Genomic DNA, 17,336 nt, shown 5'->3' with positions numbered 1-17,336 from the left:
TCATCCCCGACTTGATCGGGGATCTCTCTTGATTTACGTATCTTGATCAAAAACACACCGATGCCGAAAGGGGGATACGTCTATATCATGTCTAACAAGACGCGAACGGTTCTCTATATTGGAGTTACTTCCGATTTAGAAACCAGAGTATATCAGCACCAAAGTGGTGAAGGGTCGACTTTCACAAAGAAATATCGATGCTACTCTTTAATCTATTACGAAGTGTTTGATCATATTGAGTCGGCTATTGCCAGAGAGAAGGTACTTAAGCGATGGAATCGTAGATGGAAGGAGGAGTTGATTACAGCATTTAACCCGAAGTTAAAGGACTTGTGGGAAGAAATAGATGGCTTTAACTAATCCTTAGGGATTCCCAGTCAAGCCTGCCTTAAGGGCAGACAAGCTGGGAATGACGAACCCGCATCATCAACGTCATCCCTAGCCTGATTAGCAATGACGAACCCTCATCACTATCGTCATCCCCGACTTGATCGGGGATCTCTGTTTAAACTCATCTCCCTTTGTCTTTCTTAATCATCCTTGCGAACAACCCTGTTAAAATACTCTGTATAGGCTAAGAAAGACTATATATTGATATAAGCCTCTTTTCACCCTTTCAATATATTTTTTATCAAAGCCTTAGGGATTCCCAGTCAAGCCTGCCTAGAGGGCAGACAAGCTGGGAATGACGAATCTGAGTCATCAACGTCATCCCTAACCTGATTGGAAATGACGAACCCTCATCACTATCATCATCCCCGACTTGATCGGGGATCTCTGTTTAAGCTCATCTCACTTTTGCTCTCTTAATCATGTTTGCAAACAATCCGGGTAGAAAACGCTTAACGTAAGCTCCGTAAGATTCTTTTCCAATGTAGACTTCCCTTTTCTCTTTAATCATTGCTCTGATAATGGCTTTGGCGCATTCATCTGGTGTGAGTCCATTGGCCTGAGCACTGTCCATACTGCCCAGTGCTGAGCCATCACCAGTGAAGGCATTAATACTTACATTCGTTTTAACAAAGCCGGGGGCGGCAATGGTCACTTTAATACCACTGTCTTCCAATTCCGCTCGCATGCTGTCATAGAACCCATGCAGTGCATGTTTGCTTGCTGCATAACCAGATCGATATGGAGTGCCGAAGATTCCGGTTAGGCTGGTAACCACTACAAAGTGTCCAGAGCCTCTTTCCAGCATATGAGGGAGAAGTGCTTTTGTAAGCCCGACTGACCCGAAGTAGTTTACTTCCATCAGGTCGCGGTCCACCTGAAGCACTGTGTCTTTGACCAGCGATCTTTGGCTGCGGCCTCCATTGTTGATTAGGATGTCTACTTGGTGAAAGGCAGAAATGGCTTCCTGAACTTTAGGCTCGAAGGTTTCCGATTGCATCAAATCGAGTGGAAGCACTTTGATTCTATCCTGATTCGAACATTCAGATTTTACCCTTTTGAGTTCTTCTTCTCTTCTTGAAGAAAGGATAAGATTAATTGGAAACTGGGAAAGCTGTTTGGCGAGTGCTTCGCCAATGCCTGACGATGCTCCTGTGAGCCAGATGGTTTTGTTTTGTAGGTTCATACCCATATTAGTTATTGTCTGACCTGCGTAGGCAAGAATCCCTCTTAATTTGGCCAAATTAAATCATGGGTAAAAACGGTTATGTATACATCCTGTCAAATACTCATAGAACTGTATTTTATATCGGAGTTACTTCCGATTTGGAAAGCAGAGCCTATCATCATGAAAATGGTTTAATGGAGGGGGTTCTAGGAAATACAATTGTGTTTGATTTACTATGAGGTTTTCAATCATATTGAGCCTGCCGTTGCTCGAGAGAAATTACTCAAGAAGAGGAAAAGGGAATGGAAGGAGAGAATCATTAAAGAAATGAATCCGGAAATGAGAAGGTTGAATGATGATGTTTTTCGAAAAAAAAGGAGATTCCTACCTGCGCAGGAATGACAGACCTGGAGTTGGTCACGTCCCGATAGTTATCGGGATTGGGCTCAACGCGCGCGAATCAACAAGCATTAGTTAAGTCCATGGACTTCTGCCACAGATGGATGATGGCACGGACTATCTCCCTCTTTGAAAAGGGGGCTGGGGGGATTAGCCTATTTCTTGAGATAAGTTACAAAGTCAAAGGCATATTGGTGCTTTTCGTCTGCCGGGTGGTGAACGCGGGTTTCTTCCTTCCAGTTTTTGTGTTCGAACTCGGGGAAGAATGTGTCAGCCTCTTCGATAATGGCATTGACCTCCGTGATATGCATTTTATCGACCAGTCCTTTGTCTAGCGAGTCCTTGTAAATGACTCCGCCACCAATGATGAACACTTCCTCTACCTTCAGTTCATTTTGGGCTAACTCAAAGGCAGCTTCGAGACTATTGACGGCAAAGTGACCTTTCGGAGCCTCATAGTCTTTTTGTCCGGTAACGATAATGAAGGTTCTTTTGGGGAGAAGTCCGGGCAGCGAATCGAAGGTTTTTCGACCTAAGATCACAGCATGATCTAAGGTGACTTGCTTAAAGAAGCGGAAGTCATCTGGCAATCGCCAAAGTAGGTCATTATCCTTTCCTATGGCGTTGTTCTTTGATTTTGCGACTACTATTGTTCTGATCATAGGCTATTCCCTCTTAAGAAATCTTCAATCTTCATGCGCTTCTTGCCCTGCATTTGCAGTTCTTTAATGGCGAGTGCCTTACCTCCGGTTTGTATATGGAGGTAGGTTTTATTGTCAGTAGAGTAGTCTCCGGGATTTTCTCCGGCCACAGCAAAGTCGAGCTTCTCGGTGTCGTAAATCTTAAACTGCACCCCATTTATTGTGGTCCAGGCTGCAGGGTAGGGCGACAATCCACGGATGAAGTTATACACTTCTTCCGAAGATTTTTTCCAGTCGATTTCGCAGGTTTCTTTAAAAATTTTGGGGGCATGTTTAATTTCTCCGCTTTCGTCTTGCGGTAGTTGCGGATAGTCGCCCTGTTGAATGGCTTTAACCGTTTTTAGCACAAGATTGGCTCCCTTCGCCATTAAACGTTTATACAAATCACCCACATTGTCGTCTTCTTCGATAGGTTCTTTTTCCTGAAAAATAATATTGCCGGTATCGATCTCATGCTTGAGGAAGAAGGTAGTTACTCCTGTTTCCTTTTCTCCGTTAATAATAGCCCAGTTAATTGGCGCTGCTCCACGATATTGTGGAAGCAGTGAAGCATGCAAGTTGAAAGTTCCAATCTCTGGCATATCCCAGACAACTTCCGGCAACATGCGAAAAGCGACCACAATTTGCAGGTTGGCTTTGTAGCTTCTCAGCTCTTCAATAAACTCAAGAGACTTTAGGTTGGTGGGTTGAAGCACCGGAATGTTTTGAGAAACGGCATAGTCCTTTACAGGAGAAGTGGCCAGCTTTTGTCCCCTGCCCTTGGGTTTATCTGGAGCTGTAATCACTGCCACCACATTGAAGCCATTTTCAACCAGTATTTGTAAGCTTGGTACCGCAAATTCCGGGGTACCCATATATATAATTCGGAGGTCTGTCATTCAGTGATTTTCTGAAGGCAAAAATAGGGAATGTATTGGAAGGTTCATTGCCTTTGAAAGTTCAAGTATCCATCCCCAACTCCTTCCGATAGCTATCGGGAGCGGTGTCCGAAGGCCGGAGGTGGATTTTTCATCCTGACCTAAGGAGGGATCGGCTAGAACGGTTTCTAGTTATTGATATTCAATTTACTTTTCTTTTGATTCTCCAAAAGAAAAGTAACAAACCTGCCTTTGCCGAAGCGGCTACGCGCAGGCAGGCATCAAAACCATCGAAGTAACAAGGTGCTTTTAGCTAGTAGCTCAGTCGATGGTCACGCTGATGCTGGATTCCAGCCCTCCTTGGGAGTTAGAGGCTGCTGGTTACTAATTCCTTTCCTTAATTAATGTCATTCCTGCGCAGGCAGGAATCCCCCAAAAAATATTAGGAGACTCCCGTTTACACTGGGATGACGCTACTTTCTTCATGTTTTAAATCTTAAGGAGCTGCAGATAGGCGGAGTGGGTCACTCAAAATCCTGATACAACAAGTGCCTCTCACGCATGGCTTTGGAGAAACCTCGGTACTTAGTTCTTTCTTGATCTATAATACTCAATTCTATCATTGATTTCTTCAGCATGTAGATTGAAGTCACCAATATTCAAGATTTGGCCACTTTTATTTGTGTTCAGAATTAAATCTTGGTCTGACCTTCCTCGGATGCCTTCTCTAGCTTCAAATTTCATTATTTCTTCCCATCGATATTTTTCGTCATTTACAGAAACTCCATTATGGTCAATAGAAAGGTTCAGTCCTAATACTCTCTTAACCTTTTTTAATCCTTGGCTGAGTCTGTAGATCGAAAGTATAATTATAAGTGCTCCTAAAACTTGGTTTCCGGAAAACACCAAGTATCCTCCAACCAAACTCATTAAAATGGGTAATAATAAATCTATAAGCAGATTTGATTTTGGATAATAGAGTCTGGTAATGATTGGGAAATCCCTCTCTATTTCAATTTCAATTGAAGAGGGTTGATCCGCATATATCCGCAATAACTCTCTTTGTCGTTTTGTTATTAGGGCTGTTCTATTAAACCAGCTTCCTTTTGGCCACAGTAGTTGGCCTTTTACAGCTTCGCTCTCCAACATTTCTATGTTATTAACATTCTTGTAGGCCCAAACTTTCCACCATGTGATGGATAAGCTCCAGTAAAACCAACTGAAGATAAAGCCCGCCAAGAAAGAAACTAGATAATAGTTGCTAGCATCTTCCAGCCCTCTAAAGGTTATTAAACCAGTTATTGAGGTTCCTATTAATAGAAAAATTGCTGGGAGGGTAACTAACAGTTGACCTTTTTTAATTGCTCTATTGATAAGTTTTTGTTCCTTCATTGAAAGTCAGGGTACATCAAATACTTCTTGCGAATTGCTTTGTAAGCATTCAGCTTAGGTTGCCAGGTGGCTCTGATTTGCTCTTCAGTTAAGCCGGCTTCTACTTGCTTACGAAATTCCTTGGTGCCTGCTAGCAGGTCAATGTAATCTCTGAAGAAGGTGGTGTCATCTTTCAGTTCATTGTGATACTGAAGCAGATATTTGAGGGTGAATTCATGAGGGGCCTCTATGCCTACAAAACTCTGCCCAAAACATTCTTTCCCTTCCAATGGTGGGTATTTGGAACCTGTATTGGGCTTTGGAGTGAATGAGTAAGAACCAAGCGTATAATCAGGGTGGCCAATAACCTCGAAAGGATGGTCAGTGCCTCGCCCCACGCTTACTACAGTGCCTTCAAACAGGGCCAGACTGGGGTAAAGGACAATAGAATTATCTGTTGGCAGGTTGGGCGATGAACTGATAGGTAATGAGTAGGTCTGCGTATGGTCCCAACCTTTCATTGGAACGACTGTCAAGTCGGCCTTTACTCCCCCTTCAAGCCAACCTTCACCATTAATCATCTTGGCCAATTCACCAACAGTTAGCCCATGAACTACGGGTATTGGATGCATGGCCACAAAGCTGTTGATGTCGTCATCTTTGACAGGGCCATCCACATACATGCCGTTGGGATTGGGCCGGTCGAGAACCAGCACTTTTTTGCCATTTTCGGCTGCCGCTTCCATCACATAATGCATGGTGCTAATGAAAGTGTAGAAGCGCACGCCCACGTCTTGAATGTCGAAAATCAGTACATCCACATCGGCTAGCATTTCGGCCGAAGGTTTTTTGGTTTTGCCATAAATAGAAATGATGGGCAGGCCGGTTTTAGGATCTTTGGTATTGTCGATTGTTTCACCATCGGGTGCTTCTCCTCTAAAGCCATGCTCGGGAGCCATCACTTTCACCACATTTACCCCTCTGCTTAAAAGGGTATCAACCAAATGGGTTTGACCTATGGTTGAGGTTTGGTTTACCACCAAAGCCACTCGTTTGCCTTCCAATAAAGGTAGGTATGCGTCCATGCGCTCGGCACCCAGGCTTAGGTCTTGAGTTTCTTGTGCTTGCGAACAGGCAAAACATGAAAAAATGAGAAGGGATAGGAATAGGCGAATCATCTGCTTCGTTTATCTTTGAGCGTTGAGGCTAAAATAACCATTATCTTGAACCTCCCTTACTTCGTTTCTAAAAGAATAAATAATACCGAAAAAGGTAGTTTTTCTGGTACCATCCATAAAGTGGCTATCGCTAGTGTGGCATTGGGTATAGCCATTATGGTTATTTCTTTTATGGTTTTGGGAGGTTTTCAGAACAGCATTAAAGACAAGATATTTAGTTTTTCGGGCCATCTGCAAGTTAGAAAGTTCACCCTGGCCAACGCCTACGAAGAAGATCCTATTACTCTGGAAACCTCTGTACGCGAACAGGTATTAGCGCATTCTCAAATACGCCACATTCAGGAATTTGCTCATAAGCCGGGCCTCATATCTATGAACAATGAGGTTTTTGGCCTTTTATTTAAAGGAATGGGGCCTAGTTTCGATACACTTTCTTTTGCTCCTTACTTGCAGGAGGGCAGTTTTCCTGTGTTTTCTCAGTTGGGCGAGTTTTCGAACGAGGTACTCATTAGCGAGAAACAAGCCAGACAAATGCAAGTGGGAGTTGGCGATAAGGTGGTGGCGTATTTTATAATGGATCCTCCAAGGGTTCGAAGCCTGGTGGTTAAGGGCATCTTTACTTCGGGTTTGGAAGATTTCGATGCTCAGGTGGTGATTGGAGATATTGGACTTGTGAGAAGCCTAAACGGATGGAGCGATGATCAGGTAGGGGGCTATGAGGTTTTTGTAGAAGACTATGCCCAGATTGAAGCGGGACACGATGCGCTCAACGACATAGTTAACGGAGAAGAGTATGGCTATCTGACTATCCGAATGGATGAGAAATTTGCCAATGTGTTCGATTGGCTCAATTTACTGACTCAAAATGTGTACATATTGATCGGCCTCATTCTGTTTGTGGCCTGTTTCAATATGGTTTCGGTGCTTTTCATACTCATTATGGAACGCACCTCAATGATTGGTTCATTCAAAGCGTTTGGGGCTACCAATCAGCTCATTAGGCGTATTTTTACTTTTAATGGTGTAAGGCTGGTACTAAAGGGGCTATTAATAGGAAACGGCATTGCCCTTATTTTTGGTTGGCTACAATACAGTTATCAGGTCATTCCTCTCGATGCGGCCACTTATTACATGAGCCATGTACCAATTGACTGGAACTGGTGGAGATTTGTGGCCATTAATGCAATTACCTTACTGTTGGTTGGAGTAACACTTATTTTACCTACGGCTATTATTTCACGGGTTAGTCCCGTTAAAGCCATCCGCTTCGATTAGTCCGGGCTGAAGCGGCATTTCTCTCCTAAAGGTTCGAAACAGGCTGTTGAGTTTAATTTGAATAACCCCCAATACGGCTTCTTTTATAATACCCCCACTCATTTTCGATTCACCTTTGGTGCGGTCTGTAAATATGATGGGTACCTCCTCAATACTGAATCCGTATTTCCAGGTAAGAAATTTCATTTCTATTTGGAAGGCATAGCCCATGAATCGAACCCTGTCCAGTTCAATGGTTTCCAACACAGAGCGATGGTAACATTTAAACCCCGCAGTGGTATCGTTAATGGGCATGCCCGTAATAAGGCGCACATAATGGCTGGCAAAATAGCTGAGCATAACCCTGCTCATGGGCCAGTTTACTACATTCACCCCTGTAACATAGCGCGAACCAATAGACATATGACTCCCTTTCAGAGCACAGGCTTCATAGAGCCGGATAAGGTCTTGCGGATTGTGCGAGAAATCTGCATCCATTTCAAAAATATACTCGTAGTCGCGCCTGAGCGCCCATCTGAAGCCATGAATGTATGCCGTACCCAAACCCAATTTGCCCTTTCTTTCTTCCAGATAGAGCCTGCCCTCATACTGAGGCATAAGTTTTTTTACAATTTTGGCCGTACCATCAGGAGAATTGTCATCGATTATCAGTAGATGAAAATCTTTTGGAAGAGCCATTACGGTCTGAATCATTTCCGCAATGTTCTCTTTTTCGTTATAAGTGGGAATTAATACAATACTATCACTCATAGGAATCGGCAAAGCTAAACGATTTCCAATAAAGAGCGATTCAGGGATGGAAATTAACTTTCCTTATTTTAGCTCTAAATTGAATATAAGGAGAAACGACTGTTTGAGCACAGCGTTGATCGGTTTTCTATAAAAGATGTTAAGATGAATCTTGCGAAATGCGTATTTCTAGATAGAGACGGGGTGCTTAACGAAGAGTTGGGATTTCAGATTACTGATCTGAAAGATTTTAGGCTTAAGCAGGGAGTAGGGGACTTTTTACGAAGCTTGAAAGATGCAGGCTATCTATTGATTGTAGTAACCAACCAGAGTGGTATTGCTAAGGGGAGCTATACTGAAGCATTTGTGTATGAATGTCATGCCATTGTACAGCATGCGTGCGGAGGGATAATAGATGCTTTGTATTTCGCACCGGGGCATGAGTCGGTAAGTAAGAGTTTGCTGCGCAAACCAGATTCGTTGATGTTCGAAAAAGCAATAGCCAAGTATAAGATCGATCCGAACCAAAGCTGGATGATAGGAGATAAGGAAAGAGATCTTATTCCGGCTAAAAAATTAGGAATAGGAACTATTCACTTGACTGACAAGCAAGCTTCTGAATACGCTGATTTTAAGGTGAGTGACTTAGTCGAAGCAGCCGCTGTAATTTTGAATGATGAATAGTTACTTCCGTCTTCCGTCTATGTACCCACTACTCATTACCGGCCTTGGCCACGTTCATCCTGAAAATCACCGTGTTCACCGATAAAATTTGAGTAGGCCTGAATGTTCGGCCACATTTGTAGCATGAAAAGTCAAAAACTCAAAATCATGAAAAAGTTAAAAGTATTTGCGGCCTTCAGTGCATTGGTCTTCCTGATGAGCTCCTGTGTGTATTCACTATTCCCAATCTATACGGATGATACGCTGGTGTATCTGCCTGAACTTGTGGGTAAATGGATGATGAATCCGGACGAGCCGGACGATTACATAGAATTTCTACCCATGGGAGGCTCTGAAGAGGAGCATTCTAAAAATGAGTCAGTTGAAACGTATACTGATTCGATAGTAACCGAAAACTGGACTGTAAGGTATAATGCGGCAGACGGTATGATGGTCAACGGTAGATTGGTACAGGACAAGGATTCAATCAAAGCATTTTATGAGAAGATATTGGCTCCTAATAAGGGAAAATCAGAGTCAGATCAGGCCTTTAAAGCCTTGGGCGATGCTGCCCAAAAGGCGATAGATGCGTCTTCAAAGATTGAAGGTACGGCTTACGCAACTCGCAATGAAAGTTACAAGATGGTGGTGAAAGGAGGAAATGAAAGGTATGTCTACCAAGCCCATGTGGCGAAGATTGGAAAAGACCTATTTCTTGATCTTTATCCACTCCCTGAGTACTCCGAAGAAGTGTTTGGAACCAACCTTTTTCCTGTTCATACATTTATGAAGCTCAGCCTGAAAGGTGGGAAGTTAGAATTGACTCAATTCGATCTGGAAAAGTTAAACAAGCTATTTGAGTCTAATTTGGTCAGATTGAGACATGAAATGGTAGATGGAACGGTGCTAATTACCGCTCAGCCCAAAGAGATTCAAAAGTTTCTTGATAAATACTCCAGTGATGAATCGGTATTTGAAAACACGGAGGTTTATACTAAGGTGAAAGAATGAAAAAGCTTCAACAGGTCATTAACTCAAAATGGATTCAGCACCCGGTTTTCTGGGTGCTCTCCGTTTATGCAATTGGTAACTATTTCGCCATTTCCAACCTCTTGAAGTTCATCGACTTTTTCTACTCGCTGCTGTTCCACATTCCTTTGCTCTTTTTGGTTTATGTGAATCTTTTGATTCTCGTTCCGAAACTTCTCAAGAAGGGCAAATATCATTTTTATATTCCGGCCGTAGCGTTACTCCTATTGGTTACCTATGGTGTGCATGAACTCACGTTCGAATTGATTTTGCCCGCCCTTCCAACGGAGTACTACATGGTATCCTTCACAGATGCTGAGGTGCTGATCACCATATTTATTATTTATCTGGTATTAAGCACACTCCTCACACTTTCAAAGTCGTGGTATAAGCTCCAGCAGGTGGAAAAGGAGAAGCTTTCCATTGAACTGAACTCCTTGAAAACTCAGGTGAACCCTCACTTTCTATTCAACAGTTTGAACAGTATTTATTCTCTGGCCCTAGCCAAAAGTGAACGGACTGCGGAGACCGTGTTGGAGCTTTCCAACCTGTTGCGTTACATGCTCTATGAAGTAGGAGAAGAAAAGGTGGATATTGAGAAAGAGGTTGAAATGATTGAGAATTACATTGAGCTGCAAAAGTTGAGGGCCGATGATTCCACCAAGGTTCATTTTGAGGTGCAGGGAAATTTGAAGGATAAGAAAGTAGCTCCTTTACTCTTCTTTCCACTGATTGAAAATGCCTTTAAGCATGGAGTGAAAGGTGTTTCTGAGTCGGCTTTTATTGAAATGACACTGAATGTGGAAAAGGGAATAGAGTTTAACATTATCAATAATAAAGGCAAAGTAGATGACCTGGAACAGGGCAAGTACGGAGGTATTGGGCTGGAGAATGTAAGGCGTAGGTTGGAGCTGATTTATCCAAAATCTCATGAGTTCGAAATTGCTGAAACTGAGAAAGTTTTTGAAGTTAAATTGAAACTGAAATGATCCGATGCCTAATTGTTGATGATGAACCATTGAGCCGTCAGGTGCTGAAAGGCTTTGTGGCTGATCATCCGGACTTAGAGTTGGCAGGAGAGAGCAAAGATGCTCTGGAAGCCATGAGCTTTCTAGAGAAGTATGAGGTAGACCTGCTCTTTCTGGATATTAATATGCCAAAGCTTTCTGGGGTGAACTTCTATAAATCGCTACAGAAGAAACCGGAAGTAATCTTCACCACCGCCTATTCTGAATTTGCCGTAGAAGGTTTTGAACTGAACGCCATCGATTACCTGATGAAGCCTATTGCTTTCGAGCGTTTTATCAAGGCCATTCAAAAGGTGAAAGATAAGTTGGGACAGAACAGCACTTCTCTTCCAGTTCAGGATTACATTATGCTGAAGGCCGATAAGAAGATGTACCGAACGCCTTATGAAGACATTCTTTTCTGCGAAGCCTTAGGTGATTATGTGAAAGTTCACCTGAAAGACAAAGTGCTGATTGTCACCACCACCATGAAGAAGCTACTGGCTGAACTTCCTGAGCAAATCTTCCTTCGCACACATAAATCATACATCATCAATAAAACCAAGGTGGAGTATATTGAAGGCAATCAGATCAAGATTGGTAGTCAGATGATTTCCATTGGCCAGAGTTATAGAGATGTGGTTTTAAAGGCCTTGGGTTGAGCAATTAATGGAGTCCTGTGCGAGAACAAAGTCTGACTTCAGTCAAACTTGGGACGTGGCAATCCGCCTGTTCCGGCACAAAAGGATATTAATTACAAATCGACTGCTCAGGCATCTTCGTTATAAACGAAGATGAGTTTAGAACTGATACTCAAGTTTTTTGACTGTTTATCTCGGAGATATCATGGTAATAGGCAACCAAGACTTTTGAATTCATTGATTTAACCCATTGCGTTCTAATTAGCCTAGATTCAATTTTTATTTTCCCAAAATTGAAGTCTCTACTCTTAAATATGGTGTCAATTAGCTCTTGTTTGGAAATTTTTAGCCATTTCCCACCGTCTTTATAGCCTCCATGATTTCCTCTTTTGGCTACCAGCCTTCCACTTTTCATGGTTACATCAGTAAAGGCACCGTTGTCACCATGAGGCCATGGTTTATCGTCTTTCTGTAGACCGTAAAAAGCATCATAAAATCTCAAGGTCATTCTGTGATCTAGTTTTGAAACCAAGGTCTCAATCTCTGACTTACTTGTAGATTCATTCAGTTCAATTGATATGATTCCCTTTTCTCCATACTTAAAACCTCTGATTCTATCAATGAGCGCTTCAAGCAGATTTTTAATAGGGGATATTCGAGGGTTAATCATGGTGTAATTTATTAAGTAATTCAACCAGTGCTCACATTTTAAGAGTGCTTAACTTGAATTTGGGCTTTAAGTCCAAGATAATATATGTTCGCACCACAGGTGCTAACTAGTAAAGAGTTTTAAAGGTGTTGGGTTAAACAGCCGCAGTTAAAGCACCCTGTCATTGCGAGAAATGAAATATGCATTAGCAAGGTTTCATGACGAAGCAATCCGTCTGTTGCTGGCACAAAAGAGTGTCGATAACAAATCGACAGCTCAGGCATCTTCGTTATAAACGAAGATGAGGTTGAGTTCTTTTCCATCCTGAGCGAAGCCGAAGGATCTGCCCAATGCCTGACCGATCCCTCGGTAAACTCGGGATAAAAAGTTTAGCTGATTATGCCCAACGCCTTGGTTTCTTTCCATTCCACATGAGTAAAGTCCGGGCAAGCTTAAGGTATTAAATAGTACCGATTACGAATGAACCGTACGAGTATCTTTTTTACAAACGAAGATGGGGTAGAGTTCTTTTCCGTCCTGAGCGAAGCCGAAGGATATAAAAGGCTGTCCTTTTAGAGCATCATTCTAACTGAGTCTTTGAGCTTGCTTTTCTTTTGACTCTCCAAAGAAAAAGTAACAAACCTACCTGCCTGCCTGCCTGCCGGCAGGAGAAAAAGCGACCAACCTGCCTTTGCCAAAGCGGCTACGCGCAGGCAGGCATCAAAGCCATAGAAATAGCACTGACAATCATAGAGTCGGTTGCGGTCGATGGCCACGCGGATATTGGGTCCCGGCCCTTCAGAATGGACTCAAACCAAATATTTTTAGGACACCCCATTCACCATCAATTGATAAAGCTCTCCTTTGTCTAGATTATAGTATACAGACCAATAATAGCTCCCTCCGTCCAGGACAATCATCATCTCTTCTTCCCACAAAGAAGAGTTGTCTTCTTTAGCCCAAAAGCAATTAATAAAAAGAATCCTGTTCCCTTTTTCATCAATGAACCCTAGGTACTGGCGCTTGTATTTCTTTAGGTTTTTATGAATTATTGGGCCATAATCTTTTCCTTGATTAATCTTATCCTTGTTTAGCAAGGCAAGGTCCCTTGCCAATGCTTTTTCCGCTAGGTCTATATCAGTTCTTAAGGGGGTAAACCTTTTCGTTTCACCTATTCCTAATCCGACATAGTTCTCCGGAAAGATTACGCAGTCGAAGCCCTTGGTTTTGTAATGATCTGTCTTGATTGGTAAATCGGACGTTTGGGCAACAGATGGAATGATAAACAGAGCATAAAGAGCTAGAAAGAGTAACCCAAATTTCAACATCCATTCAAGGTAGGAATTCAGTTAATCTTCAACAAATTCCCCTCAAATCTTCCAACGCTTTGCTCGTAATATTATAGGGTCCTCTATGTCCCAGGTAGGGGGTGAATATCGGGCTCGTCATTGCGAGGAATGAAATTTGAGCCCTGAGACATTTGGGGCAAGGTTTCATGACGAAGCAATCTGTCTGTTCCGGCACAAAAAGGTGTCGATTACAAATAGACTGCTTTTGCACCTTCGTTGCAAACGAAGTTGAGTAAGGTGGCTTGGGAATGTCTGTTAGAATCGCAGTGGATAGGTGGAGGGTATTGGGGCAATCATCAGGATAACTTTCATTGAAATCTACTGATATCTCTTGTAACATGTCCATCGGGCCAAGTGGTATCAATAGTCCAACAGTGGCCATTGAAAGGTTGACCAGATGTTACATTACAAGTGGCAGAAGCTGAGTTAGTAAAGCCAAAGAATAGCAATAAGGCAATTATGGCGGGGAAGGATTTGGTCTTAAGCTTTTTTATTTTGATTAGTGTGCCTATTCTCTTTCAGGGTTTTTGGTATTCCCCTTTTCAGATTATGAACTGTAAGGTTCCCCAAAGTTTGTCCGGTTGAAATTAGATTTCCAGTTGAGAGAAGAAACTATATTTACTGCTGCTTGGGTTTAGGGGAGTTTTACAGTACCATTTAAACGTTCCATGGGCTATAGTTCACTTGGGTAAGTAAAAAGTTGATATGCCAAACGTAGCTATTTAAGTCGTTGGGAGATCGTATTGATATAAATTCCAGTTAGGTTGCTCAGTTTGTAATGTGGTATAAAAAGATTGTCTATTAGTAATTTTTGATTTAAAATAAAAAGGTATGGTATATTTTCAATATCTAAATAGTTGCTTACGGAACCCTTAGGTACATTAAGCCATTTGAAATGATCCAAATTCAAACTTTTTAAATAGAGCATTAGGCTTCTATCACTGGAGAATGAACCTAGAATTAGGATCTTATCGCTCTTTTTACTAAAATTTTTGACTAAACTTTCAGCAACTTGTTTGACACAATCTTGGCAGTTAGTTTCTGAAAACCTGAATATTAGAACTGGTGATTTCACTATATCTGTCAATAGAGAACCATTGACATTAAAGTTGTTAATTGGGCTATTCTCGTAAGCAAATCTTTTGGATGCAACTTCTTCATAAACTTTGCTCAAAGCTTCATCAGTTAAAATTTGGTGATCTGACTTTCGATTCTTTAAATCGGAACAACTAACACAACAAAATGTGAATAATAAAAAACTTGAAGTAGCAATTCTTTTCATAAGTCTTTTGCACATCTAAATCCGCCAAAGGGTGTATTGAAGTTTTTCATCGAACTCTTCCACCCATTATGAATGGATTCTAGTTGAAAGAAATCTTTGTCATCAAAGAATGAACCTCCAAGCCATTCAACAATTGAGTCATTTTTTTGTGTAACCAATTCGCTAACATTTCCTCCCATGTCATATAGACCCAGTTCATTAGGCTTAAGAGTAGATACTGGTTTTCTTCTTTCCCCAGAGTTATTATCAAACCAACCTAGTTTTCTGGGGTTATTGCCTCCTACATATTTATAATTCTTTGTGTAGATTCCTCCTTTAGCAGCAAAAATCCATTCTTCTTTAGTCGGAAGTCTTTTGCCAGCCCATTTGGTATAAGCTTCAATATCAGCCATCGTTAAGCGCGTAACAGGATAGACCTTGTAGAATTTTTTAGGAATGGGTTTTCCGGTAATGTCATGCCTCCAGTTCACTCCACTTACAATCTCATAGGAGGGGGCGAAAATCAAGCCAGAATTATTCTTCTCACAATAAGTAATATATCCAGTATCTTCTACGAATGATGCATATTCTTCCATTGTGACTTCTCTTATATCGAGATAGAAAGATGATATTCGCTCGTTTCCCTCAACAAGAATCATATCTTGCTTTGTATAAAACAAGATGGAATTAATTAATAGTATAATATTTATTAAGTATGTGTATGTCAATTGTTGATTTTTAACTTAATAATTAATGGGTTTACATCTCCTGAAATTATTCGATCCATGCCAAGACTTTTTACTATGATGTTAGGCATGGCTTCAGGGTTCTTGAGAGCCAGGTTGGTTAAGATCTCTGGTGGCGTACTGAAATAAATCCAATTTTCATCCTGTGAAACGGGTTGAATGAACTGAATTTCATTCAAGTTGTTGTCAATATTTGGATAGGCATAAATGTTATTGTCATTTCTCCGATGAGTCACAAAAAAGTATCTGTCTCGGTTCCGATAAAGCATAATATGCATTTTCTCCGTTGAGAAAATTAAACCCACTGAGTAAAGTATGTTTTCTTTATCAATCTCTCTCATAAATTCTTCTATAGCCTTAATCTCTTTGATCTTTGGGAGAATATCTTTTACTCCAAGTTCAAACCTTGTTTTTATATATCCTCCATCCTGACTAAACTCATAGACATGATTTGATAGTGCTGGCTGGAAGACTATCTTGTTGTTCGATTTAGCTAGCGGATTCAATGATTCATAAAAGGCTTGATATGTTTGCCCCTTACTTAACGGGAGTAGTTGTTTTATAATTCTTCCCTCCTTGTCCATAAAGAGTACCTGATGGTTTCCAAATGCATCACCTTTTTGAAAGTAAATGTTTCGGAAAAGTAGTATAAGGCCATTATCAAAGATTTCTATAAAGTCTGCAAATGTGTTGATCGGAATTGTTTTGATATAGTTATTGTCAAAGTCAAATAGGAATAATTTCTGTTTAGCTCTGTCAAGGATAATTATTTCTCTTTCTTTTTCGTCAATCGTAAAATCATGGATAGAAGTTGGTTCATTTTCTGCTCCGGGTCCAGTTTCTATTTTGAATCGAAAAAATCCATTTTTATCGAATACAAATAGTGTTTCTAGTATTTCTTTGTCAAGTATAAAAAGATAATTCTCTGATTCCTTGATCTTGTTGATTTCTGCAACCATCGAATTACTCGCGTTTTCCAAAAACAAGTAACTGGCTGAGTCACTGAATTGACTAAGTTGTAGACTGTGTGTTTGTTCAATAATTGACTTTATTCCTGCGTCTTCTATTTTTTTATCTAGGGACTGGCACGAATGAACTAATATATTCAATATAATTCCCAGCAAAACTATACCCAAGAGGGCTTCTTGGGTACATATTTTGTCTTTAAGGTTAATCATGATGGAATGACATATTCAGGCAAAGTTCCACTTTTGTAACAACCAGTCTGCCAATCCAAAGGGCATTTTGATTTTTCAGCATCTTTGCATTTTCTTTTATCTCCAGTAGCCAGTATGGCAGATCCTCCATCTCCCTCATATTCTCCAATGAGAATTAAACAGCTTCCAACTTTCGGCCACTTATCATCAATGCTGCAATCACCACAACCACCACTTTGAGCATTACTAAATGACAGTGCGAGACAAATAATTGTAGTGCATAGTACTACATAGACTAGAAAGGTTCTTTTCATTTTATCGTTAAATTTTTCTCACCTACTCTATTTCAGGGTTTTCGGAATCCCCTTTTTGGAGGGAACAGTTAGTAAAGCACTGGCTATTACTTTACAATATGTCAGCCATTTGAGTTTGCAGTTACTAAAACGGATTCCTCCTATAAATTAAAACCGTTGTTTTAAATTCCTTTCTGTATTTAAGACTTAATAAATAAATTGATATTCATATTTTTGAGAGTGTTTATTTATTATGAATTTATTATAATGTAAATATATAGATATTTCTGATATGTAGAAAATTAAATGTAAATAAAATAATCAAATATTGTATATTGATTGTGATCAAACCTGAAATGATGTGAGACTGAAGCTTCTGAATCAAAATAGGTAGCTACGGGTAGGTTCCTTTAAAGCTTGAGGTATTATAATAGTATCGATTACTAATGGAATCGTACGAGTATCTTTTTTAC

20 protein-coding genes are annotated in these 17,336 nt (G+C 40.8%); 7 read left to right on the top strand and 13 right to left on the bottom strand.

Annotated features, from left to right (window positions below; all coding sequences use genetic code 11):
• Window positions 1-60 precede the first annotated feature (60 nt).
• A complete protein-coding gene (locus B3763_RS02380; protein ID WP_286743243.1) occupies window positions 61-360 on the top strand; it encodes a GIY-YIG nuclease family protein in 300 nt (99 codons plus the stop codon).
• 427 nt (window positions 361-787) lie between these two features.
• On the opposite strand, the gene B3763_RS02375 is transcribed toward B3763_RS02380, so the two are convergent.
• Window positions 788-1,576, bottom strand: a complete 789-nt coding sequence (locus tag B3763_RS02375) for an SDR family oxidoreductase (RefSeq protein ID WP_286743242.1) — start codon at window positions 1,574-1,576, stop codon at window positions 788-790.
• 65 nt (window positions 1,577-1,641) lie between these two features.
• Between B3763_RS02375 and B3763_RS18985 the strand changes: the two genes are divergently transcribed.
• On the top strand, window positions 1,642-1,797 hold the full coding sequence (locus tag B3763_RS18985; RefSeq protein WP_348655160.1) for a GIY-YIG nuclease family protein: 156 nt from the start codon (window positions 1,642-1,644) through the stop codon (window positions 1,795-1,797).
• Window positions 1,798-2,112: 315 nt separating this feature from the next.
• Here the strand turns inward: B3763_RS18985 and B3763_RS02370 are convergent, their stop codons facing one another.
• The 4 genes from B3763_RS02370 to B3763_RS02355 all read right to left on the bottom strand — a co-directional run bounded on the left by B3763_RS02370 (window position 2,113) and on the right by B3763_RS02355 (window position 6,064).
• Window positions 2,113-2,619 (bottom strand): dihydrofolate reductase, encoded by a 507-nt coding sequence (locus B3763_RS02370; protein WP_286743241.1) that lies wholly within the window; start codon window positions 2,617-2,619, stop codon window positions 2,113-2,115.
• Entirely contained in the window at window positions 2,616-3,536 is a 921-nt protein-coding gene (fmt, locus tag B3763_RS02365; protein ID WP_286743239.1) for a methionyl-tRNA formyltransferase, read from the bottom strand. The genes B3763_RS02370 and fmt overlap by 4 nt, the downstream gene beginning before the upstream one ends.
• Before the next feature lie 564 nt (window positions 3,537-4,100).
• On the bottom strand, window positions 4,101-4,907 hold the full coding sequence (locus B3763_RS02360) for a hypothetical protein (RefSeq protein ID WP_189629361.1): 807 nt from the start codon (window positions 4,905-4,907) through the stop codon (window positions 4,101-4,103).
• Window positions 4,904-6,064, bottom strand: a complete 1,161-nt coding sequence (locus B3763_RS02355) for an exo-beta-N-acetylmuramidase NamZ family protein (RefSeq protein ID WP_286743232.1) — start codon at window positions 6,062-6,064, stop codon at window positions 4,904-4,906. The genes B3763_RS02360 and B3763_RS02355 overlap by 4 nt, the downstream gene beginning before the upstream one ends.
• A gap of 45 nt (window positions 6,065-6,109) precedes the next feature.
• On the opposite strand from B3763_RS02355, the gene B3763_RS02350 reads away from it, so the two are divergent.
• Window positions 6,110-7,339, top strand: a complete 1,230-nt coding sequence (locus B3763_RS02350; RefSeq protein ID WP_286743230.1) for an ABC transporter permease — start codon at window positions 6,110-6,112, stop codon at window positions 7,337-7,339.
• On the opposite strand, the gene B3763_RS02345 is transcribed toward B3763_RS02350, so the two are convergent.
• Window positions 7,301-8,089: a polyprenol monophosphomannose synthase gene (locus tag B3763_RS02345; protein WP_189629364.1), complete on the bottom strand. Its 789-nt coding sequence runs from the start codon at window positions 8,087-8,089 to the stop codon at window positions 7,301-7,303. The genes B3763_RS02350 and B3763_RS02345 overlap by 39 nt on opposite strands.
• A gap of 144 nt (window positions 8,090-8,233) precedes the next feature.
• On the opposite strand from B3763_RS02345, the gene B3763_RS02340 reads away from it, so the two are divergent.
• From B3763_RS02340 to B3763_RS02325, 4 genes are all read left to right on the top strand, one after another.
• Window positions 8,234-8,752: a D-glycero-alpha-D-manno-heptose-1,7-bisphosphate 7-phosphatase gene (locus B3763_RS02340; protein WP_286743226.1), complete on the top strand. Its 519-nt coding sequence runs from the start codon at window positions 8,234-8,236 to the stop codon at window positions 8,750-8,752.
• Between the two features lie 147 nt (window positions 8,753-8,899).
• Window positions 8,900-9,742 carry a hypothetical protein gene (locus B3763_RS02335; RefSeq protein ID WP_286743225.1) on the top strand — a complete coding sequence of 281 codons (843 nt, stop codon included), beginning with the start codon at window positions 8,900-8,902 and terminating at the stop codon, window positions 9,740-9,742.
• A complete protein-coding gene (locus tag B3763_RS02330; protein WP_286743222.1) occupies window positions 9,739-10,749 on the top strand; it encodes a sensor histidine kinase in 1,011 nt (336 codons plus the stop codon). Before B3763_RS02335 ends, B3763_RS02330 begins: the two co-directional genes overlap by 4 nt.
• Window positions 10,746-11,429 (top strand): LytR/AlgR family response regulator transcription factor, encoded by a 684-nt coding sequence (locus tag B3763_RS02325; protein ID WP_189629368.1) that lies wholly within the window; start codon window positions 10,746-10,748, stop codon window positions 11,427-11,429. The genes B3763_RS02330 and B3763_RS02325 overlap by 4 nt, the downstream gene beginning before the upstream one ends.
• Before the next feature lie 151 nt (window positions 11,430-11,580).
• On the opposite strand, the gene B3763_RS02320 is transcribed toward B3763_RS02325, so the two are convergent.
• The 7 genes from B3763_RS02320 to B3763_RS02290 form a co-directional block, all read right to left on the bottom strand.
• Window positions 11,581-12,078, bottom strand: coding sequence for a hypothetical protein (locus B3763_RS02320; RefSeq protein ID WP_286743217.1), 498 nt, complete (start codon window positions 12,076-12,078; stop codon window positions 11,581-11,583).
• Window positions 12,079-12,629: 551 nt separating this feature from the next.
• Window positions 12,630-12,833 (bottom strand): hypothetical protein, encoded by a 204-nt coding sequence (locus B3763_RS02315; RefSeq protein WP_286743214.1) that lies wholly within the window; start codon window positions 12,831-12,833, stop codon window positions 12,630-12,632.
• 48 nt (window positions 12,834-12,881) lie between these two features.
• Window positions 12,882-13,385, bottom strand: coding sequence for a hypothetical protein (locus tag B3763_RS02310; protein ID WP_286743212.1), 504 nt, complete (start codon window positions 13,383-13,385; stop codon window positions 12,882-12,884).
• A 739-nt stretch (window positions 13,386-14,124) separates the two neighbouring features.
• The gene (locus tag B3763_RS02305; protein WP_286743209.1) at window positions 14,125-14,688 is read right to left on the bottom strand and encodes a hypothetical protein; all 564 of its coding nucleotides are present in this window, start codon (window positions 14,686-14,688) and stop codon (window positions 14,125-14,127) included.
• Window positions 14,685-15,395 carry a formylglycine-generating enzyme family protein gene (locus B3763_RS02300; protein WP_286743206.1) on the bottom strand — a complete coding sequence of 237 codons (711 nt, stop codon included), beginning with the start codon at window positions 15,393-15,395 and terminating at the stop codon, window positions 14,685-14,687. Before B3763_RS02300 ends, B3763_RS02305 begins: the two co-directional genes overlap by 4 nt.
• Window positions 15,392-16,591, bottom strand: a complete 1,200-nt coding sequence (locus B3763_RS02295) for a 6-bladed beta-propeller (protein ID WP_286743204.1) — start codon at window positions 16,589-16,591, stop codon at window positions 15,392-15,394. Before B3763_RS02295 ends, B3763_RS02300 begins: the two co-directional genes overlap by 4 nt.
• On the bottom strand, window positions 16,588-16,884 hold the full coding sequence (locus tag B3763_RS02290; protein WP_286743202.1) for a hypothetical protein: 297 nt from the start codon (window positions 16,882-16,884) through the stop codon (window positions 16,588-16,590). Before B3763_RS02290 ends, B3763_RS02295 begins: the two co-directional genes overlap by 4 nt.
• Between the last annotated feature and the right edge of the window lie 452 nt (window positions 16,885-17,336).

The organism is Roseivirga sp. UBA1976 (assembly GCF_002336325.1).
GTDB classification, from domain to species: domain Bacteria; phylum Bacteroidota; class Bacteroidia; order Cytophagales; family Cyclobacteriaceae; genus Roseivirga; species Roseivirga thermotolerans.
The sequence above is the reverse complement of the archived record's forward strand: the minus strand, read 5'-3'. Positions and strand labels throughout refer to the sequence as shown.